The 6632-nt window shown below is 38.3% G+C and carries 7 protein-coding genes; all 7 read left to right on the top strand.

All coding sequences use genetic code 11. The annotated features are described in order from the left end of the window. The first annotated feature begins 66 nt into the window (after positions 1 to 66). The 7 genes from tnpA (at position 67) to dprA (ending at position 6099) form a co-directional block, all read left to right on the top strand. The gene (tnpA, locus tag HT703_RS04500; RefSeq protein ID WP_001140801.1) at positions 67 to 540 is read left to right on the top strand and encodes an IS200/IS605 family transposase; all 474 of its coding nucleotides are present in this window, start codon (positions 67 to 69) and stop codon (positions 538 to 540) included. A 424-nt stretch (positions 541 to 964) separates the two neighbouring features. Next, positions 965 to 1672: a 2-C-methyl-D-erythritol 4-phosphate cytidylyltransferase gene (locus HT703_RS04495; protein ID WP_000638489.1), complete on the top strand. Its 708-nt coding sequence runs from the start codon at positions 965 to 967 to the stop codon at positions 1670 to 1672. Positions 1673 to 1676: 4 nt separating this feature from the next. Next, complete coding sequence (locus HT703_RS04490; RefSeq protein WP_000609870.1) at positions 1677 to 2699, top strand: ribitol-5-phosphate dehydrogenase; 1023 nt, start codon at positions 1677 to 1679, stop codon at positions 2697 to 2699. 16 nt (positions 2700 to 2715) lie between these two features. After that, on the top strand, positions 2716 to 3585 hold the full coding sequence (gene licA / locus HT703_RS04485) for a choline kinase LicA (RefSeq protein ID WP_000411222.1): 870 nt from the start codon (positions 2716 to 2718) through the stop codon (positions 3583 to 3585). Next, a complete protein-coding gene (locus HT703_RS04480) occupies positions 3575 to 4453 on the top strand; it encodes a DMT family transporter (protein WP_000837608.1) in 879 nt (292 codons plus the stop codon). The genes licA and HT703_RS04480 overlap by 11 nt, the downstream gene beginning before the upstream one ends. Positions 4454 to 4464: 11 nt before the next feature. Beyond that, on the top strand, positions 4465 to 5154 hold the full coding sequence (locus HT703_RS04475) for a sugar phosphate nucleotidyltransferase (protein ID WP_054393270.1): 690 nt from the start codon (positions 4465 to 4467) through the stop codon (positions 5152 to 5154). A 96-nt stretch (positions 5155 to 5250) separates the two neighbouring features. Next, positions 5251 to 6099, top strand: a complete 849-nt coding sequence (gene dprA, locus HT703_RS04470) for a DNA-processing protein DprA (RefSeq protein WP_000705307.1) — start codon at positions 5251 to 5253, stop codon at positions 6097 to 6099. Positions 6100 to 6632: the final 533 nt, after the last annotated feature.

Below are 6632 nucleotides of genomic sequence, written 5' to 3'. Positions count from 1 at the left end.
TCTAGCTTCCATTTATTTTTCCAAGTATAATCTAATTGTTCAGGTTAGATAAAGGAGGAAAAATAAATGGCTAAAACCAGTTACAGTTTATCACATACTAAATGGATGTGCAAATATCATATAGTTTTTACACCTAAGTATCGCCGTAAGGCGATATATTACAAAGTCAGGTCGGATTTGATAGATATTATTAAACATCTATGCGGTTGTCGTGGCGTGGAGATTATCGAAGGTCATATGATGCCAGACCATGTACACCTGCTTGTACTGATACCTCCCAAACTTTCGATTTCCGATTTTATGGGGTATCTCAAGAGCAAAAGTGCATTGATGATATTTGATAAGCACGCTAATTTAAAATATAAGTATGGAAATCGAAAGTTCTGGGCTAGGGGATACTATGTAAGTACCGTTGGACTAAACGAAAAGACCGTAGCTAAATATATTCGCGAGCAGGAAAAGAATGACATTGCACTCGATAAGCTGAGTGTAAAAGAATATGAAGATCCGTTTTCTGATGGCGGATTTAGAACAAGGTAAAAGCCCGTTGTGACGGGCATTAGTCAAGTAATATAGCACGACCTGAACGAAGTTCAGCGAGCGTCTTTAGACGCCGCTGGAGAGAAACGGCTTATAGCCGGTGTACAAGCCACCCGTTTTCACGGGTGGTTATGACTTTCATTGAGTATAAGTCAAGTAATCACTTTGAAGTTTCAAAGCTTACTTTTAAGTTTTCTTTAAGAAAACTATATTATTCTGAAGAACTCTAAAATTTCACAGCCATTTATTAGCAATGACTACAGAATTCCTGGTCATTACTAGAAATGGACTAGTTTCTTTGAATAATAGAACTCCTTAATCCTTCTATTCTAGAACGGGAGGGCCGGTATTTCTTTCATGATAGGACTAGATTGTGGTATAATAGAGAGAATAAGTTTTTTTAGTAAGACAAAGGAGAAAATAGATGATTTATGCAGGAATTCTTGCTGGTGGAACTGGCACACGCATGGGAATCAGTAACTTGCCAAAACAATTTTTAGAGCTAGGTGATCGACCTATTTTGATTCATACAATTGAAAAATTTGTCTTGGAACCAAGTATTGAAAAAATTGTAGTTGGGGTTCATGGAGACTGGGTTTCTCATGCAGAAGATCTTGTAGATAAATATCTTCCTCTTCATAAGGATCGTATCATCATTACAAAGGGTGGTGCTGACCGTAATACGAGTATTGAGAAAATCATTGAAGCTATTGATGCTTATCGTCCGCTTACTCCAGAGGACATTGTTGTTACCCACGATTCTGTTCGTCCATTTATTACACTTCGCATGATTCAGGACAATATCCAACTTGCCCAAAATCATGACGCAGTGGACACAGTGGTAGAAGCGGTTGATACTATCGTTGAAAGTACCAATGGTCAATTCATTACAGATATTCCAAATCGTGCTCACCTTTATCAAGGACAAACACCTCAAACATTCCGTTGCAAGGACTTCATGGACCTTTACGGTTCTCTCTCTGCTGAAGAGAAGGAAATCTTGACAGATGCATGTAAAATCTTTGTGATCAAAGGAAAAGATGTGGCCTTGGCTAAGGGCGAATACTCAAACCTAAAAATCACAACAGTAACAGATTTGAAGATTGCAAAAAGTATGATTGAGAAAGACTAGTAAAATGATTAATCAAATTTATCAACTAACTAAGCCTAAGTTTATCAATGTCAAATATCAGGAAGAGGCTATTGACCAAGAGAATCATATCCTCATCCGCCCTAACTATATGGCTGTCTGTCATGCGGATCAGCGTTACTACCAGGGAAAACGTGACCCCAAGATTTTGAATAAAAAGCTTCCAATGGCAATGATTCACGAGTCATGTGGAACCATCATTTCTGACCCGACGGGAACCTATGAGGTTGGGCAAAAAGTTGTCATGATTCCCAATCAGCCTTCTATGCAGAGCGATGAAGAATTCTATGAGAACTACATGACAGGGACCCATTTCTTGTCTAGTGGTTTTGATGGCTTTATGAGAGAGTTTGTTTCTCTCCCTAAAGATCGTGTGGTGGCTTATGATGCTATCGAAGATACGGTTGCAGCCATTACAGAGTTTGTCAGTGTTGGCATGCATGCCATGAATCGTCTATTGACCCTTGCTCATAGCAAGCGGGACCGAATCGCCGTTATCGGAGATGGAAGTTTAGCATTTGTGGTTGCCAATATTATCAACTATACTTTGCCAGAAGCAGAGATTGTGGTTATTGGTCGTCATTGGGAAAAGTTGGAACTTTTCTCTTTTGCCAAAGAATGCTATATTACGGATAATATTCCTGAAGATTTGGCCTTTGACCATGCTTTTGAGTGTTGTGGTGGTAATGGTACTGGACCGGCTATAAATGACCTGATTCGCTACATTCGTCCTCAAGGAACGATTCTCATGATGGGAGTTAGCGAATATAAAGTCAATCTCAATACTCGCGATGCCTTAGAAAAGGGCTTGCTCTTGGTTGGGTCCTCTCGTTCTGGTCGCATCGATTTTGAAAATGCAATCCAAATGATGGAAGTTAAGAAATTTGCCAATCGTCTTAAAAATATCCTTTATCTAGAAGAACCTGTAAGAGAAATTAAAGATATTCACCGTGTCTTTGCGACCGACTTAAACACAGCCTTTAAAACCGTGTTTAAGTGGGAAGTATAAGTGCTGGAGGTTAATTGTGGAGAAAATCATTAAAGAGAAAATTTCTTCCCTACTTAGTCAAGAAGAGGAAGTCCTCAGTGTTGAACAACTGGGGGGAATGACCAATCAAAACTATTTGGTCAAAACAACAAATAAGCAATACATTGTTAAATTCTTTGGTAAAGGGACAGAAAAGCTTATCAATCGACAAGATGAAAAGTACAATCTTGAACTACTAAAGGATTTAGACTTAGATGTAAAAAATTATCTTTTTGATATTGAAGCTGGTATCAAAGTAAATGAGTATATCGAATCTGCGATTACACTTGATTCAAGGTCAATCAAGACCAAATTTGATAAAATTGCTCCAATATTACAAACCATTCATGCTTCTGGTAAGGAATTAAGAGGAGAATTTGCTCCTTTTGAGGAAATCAAAAAATACGAATCCTTGATTGAAGAGAAAATCCCTTATGCCAACTATGAAGCTGTTCGAGAAGAAGTCTTTTCTTTAGAGAAAAGACTGGCTGACTTAGGTGTTGACAGAAAATCTTGTCATATCGATTTGGTGCCTGAAAACTTTATCGAATCACCACAAGGACGACTTTATCTGATTGACTGGGAATATTCATCAATGAATGATCCAATGTGGGATCTGGCTGCCCTCTTTTTAGAGTCTGAATTCACTACCCAGGAGGAAGAAGCCTTCTTGTCTCACTATGAGAGTGACCAAACACCGGTTTCTCGTGAAAAGATTGCCATTTATAAAATTTTACAAGACACTATTTGGAGTCTATGGACTGTCTATAAGGAAGAGCAAGGTGCAGATTTTGGTGACTATGGTGTGAATCGTTATCAAAGAGCTGTTAAAGGTTTGACTTCTTATGGAGGTTCAGATGAAAAGTAAAAACGGAGTTCCTTTTGGTCTACTCTCAGGTATTTTCTGGGGTTTAGGTCTAACAATTAGTGCTTACATCTTTTCGATTTTTACAGATTTGTCGCCCTTTGTGGTGGCCGCTGCTCACGATTTCTTGAGTATCTTTATCTTACTAGCTTTTCTCTTGGTAAAAGAAGGAAAAGTTCGCCTCTCAATTTTCTTAAATATTCGCAATGTGAGTGTCATCATCGGAGCCTTGCTAGCAGGCCCTATCGGTATGCAGGCCAATCTTTATGCGGTTAAGTATATCGGAAGTTCCTTAGCTTCATCTGTGTCGGCTATTTACCCTGCGATTTCAGTTTTATTGGCTTTCTTCTTTTTGAAGCACAAGATTTCAAAAAATACTGTATTTGGGATTGTCTTGATTATTGGAGGGATAATTGCTCAGACCTATAAGGTTGAACAGGTTAATTCCTTCTACATTGGTATTCTCTGTGCTTTAGTTTGTGCTATTGCATGGGGGAGTGAGAGTGTCCTTAGCTCCTTTGCCATGGAAAGTGAATTGAGTGAAATTGAGGCCCTCTTAATCCGTCAAGTAACTTCATTCTTGTCCTATCTTGTGATTGTGCTCTTCTCTCATCAGTCATTTGCAGAAGTGGCCAATGGACAATTACTAGGTCTCATGATTGTCTTTGCAGCCTTTGATATGATTTCCTATTTGGCTTATTATATCGCTATCAATCGCTTGCAACCAGCCAAGGCTACAGGCTTGAATGTGAGCTATGTAGTTTGGACGGTCTTGTTTGCAGTTGTTTTTTTGGGTGCACCGCTAGATATGCTGACCATTATGACGTCACTTGTCGTTATTGCTGGAGTTTATATTATTATTAAAGAATAAAGGAGATTCGTGTGAAAGCCATCATCTTAGCAGCGGGATTGGGAACTCGCTTGCGTCCTATGACTGAAAATACCCCTAAAGCCTTGGTTCAGGTTAATCAAAAACCCTTGATTGAATACCAAATTGAGTTTCTCAAAGAAAAAGGAATCAATGACATCATCATCATTGTCGGTTATCTTAAAGAACAATTCGATTACTTGAAAGAGAAATACGGTGTTCGTCTCGTTTTCAATGATAAATACGCTGACTACAATAACTTTTACTCTCTCTATCTTGTAAAAGAAGAATTGGCCAACAGCTATGTTATTGATGCCGATAACTATCTCTTTAAAAATATGTTCCGTAATGATTTGACACGTTCGACTTATTTTAGTGTTTATCGTGAAGATTGTACCAACGAATGGTTCTTGGTCTATGGAGATGACTACAAGGTTCAAGACATTATTGTTGATAGCAAGGCAGGTCGTATCCTTAGTGGTGTATCCTTCTGGGATGCTCCAACTGCAGAAAAGATTGTCAGCTTTATCGATAAGGCTTATGCAAGTGGCGAATTTGTTGATCTCTACTGGGACAATATGGTTAAGGATAATATCAAAGGGCTAGATGTCTATGTCGAAGAATTAGAAGGCAATAGTATCTATGAAATCGATAGTGTCCAAGACTACCATAAATTAGAAGAAATTCTTAAAAACGAAAATTAAAGATTTCAACATCTGACAAAATAGTCGGATGTTTTTTTGATTTTTTACGAACTTTTACGAATAGATAGATGAGTAGAAAAAGAAATGGAGTTATTTATGAAAATCACAAACTATGAAATCTATAAGTTAAAAAAATCAGGTTTGACCAATCAACAGATTTTGAAAGTGCTAGAATACGGTGAAAATGTTGATCAGGAGCTTTTGTTGGGTGATATTGCAGATATATCAGGTTGCCGTAATCCAGCCGTTTTTATGGAACGTTATTTTCAGATAGACGATGCGCATTTGTCGAAAGAGTTTCAAAAATTTCCATCTTTCTCTATTTTAGATGACTGTTATCCTTGGGATTTGAGTGAAATATATGATGCGCCTGTACTTTTATTTTACAAGGGAAATCTTGACCTCCTGAAATTCCCGAAGGTAGCGGTCGTGGGCAGTCGTGCTTGTAGCAAACAGGGAGCTAAGTCAGTTGAAAAAGTCATTCAAGGCTTGGAAAATGAACTGGTTATCGTCAGTGGATTAGCCAAGGGCATTGACACAGCAGCTCATATGGCAGCTCTTCAAAATGGCGGAAAAACCATTGCAGTGATTGGAACAGGACTGGATGTGTTTTATCCTAAAGCCAATAAACGTTTGCAAGACTACATCGGCAATGATCATCTGGTTCTCAGTGAATATGGACCTGGCGAACAACCTCTGAAATTTCATTTTCCTGCCCGTAATCGCATCATTGCTGGACTTTGCCGTGGCGTGATTGTAGCAGAGGCTAAGATGCGCTCGGGGAGTCTCATTACCTGTGAGCGAGCAATGGAAGAAGGACGCGATGTCTTTGCTATTCCTGGTAGCATTTTAGATGGGCTATCAGATGGTTGCCATCATTTGATTCAAGAAGGGGCAAAATTGGTCACCAGTGGGCGAGATGTGCTTGCGGAATTTGAATTTTAAACATTATATAAGCTAGAATACTGAGAAAAATCAATTTTTAATAGAAAATGAAGTAAATATCCCCACAATAAATGCATAGTATCAGTTTTTTCAGCACTTGATATTATGCGTTTTTTCTAAGTGAATAAGTAGAGTGGAGGACTTTTCCCAGAGGAAGGAAAGCAATTTAGTGTAATTGAGAAAGGAGAGTTGCTTGTGACTAATCTTGGTCAGCTTATTATCAGGGAGCTGTATCGTCTCAAGTATTGCCAGTAAGGAAAAATAAATTCTTCAAAAGTAGAGATTACAAGGCTTGTTTAAGAAAGAATTCAAAGACCTTGACAGATAAAAATAAAATGGTTATTATAAAAAATGGTCTGAAATTGATGATGACACTCTTCGAAAATCTTTTTACGTCATCAGCTTTGTCTTGCTGTGTTTTGAGCAAGCTACGGTGAGCTTCCGAGTTTGATTTTCATTTACTAGAAATGAAACTGATGAGAGACATCAGTAGACATTTGCGTCAGGATATGATGGAAAATGATAAAAAGACC

It is taken from the genome of Streptococcus sp. 3874, assembly GCF_013276425.1.
Lineage (GTDB): Bacteria > Bacillota > Bacilli > Lactobacillales > Streptococcaceae > Streptococcus > Streptococcus pseudopneumoniae.
The sequence above is the reverse complement of the archived record's forward strand: the minus strand, read 5'-3'. Positions and strand labels throughout refer to the sequence as shown.

Coding starts and splice junctions, on each gene's coding strand:
- HT703_RS04480 (WP_000837608.1), top strand. CDS start 3,575: ATGAAAAGTAAAAACGGAGTTCCTTTTGGTCTACTCTCAGGTATTTTC.
- HT703_RS04495 (WP_000638489.1), top strand. CDS start 965: ATGATTTATGCAGGAATTCTTGCTGGTGGAACTGGCACACGCATGGGA.
- dprA (WP_000705307.1), top strand. CDS start 5,251: ATGAAAATCACAAACTATGAAATCTATAAGTTAAAAAAATCAGGTTTG.
- tnpA (WP_001140801.1), top strand. CDS start 67: ATGGCTAAAACCAGTTACAGTTTATCACATACTAAATGGATGTGCAAA.
- HT703_RS04490 (WP_000609870.1), top strand. CDS start 1,677: ATGATTAATCAAATTTATCAACTAACTAAGCCTAAGTTTATCAATGTC.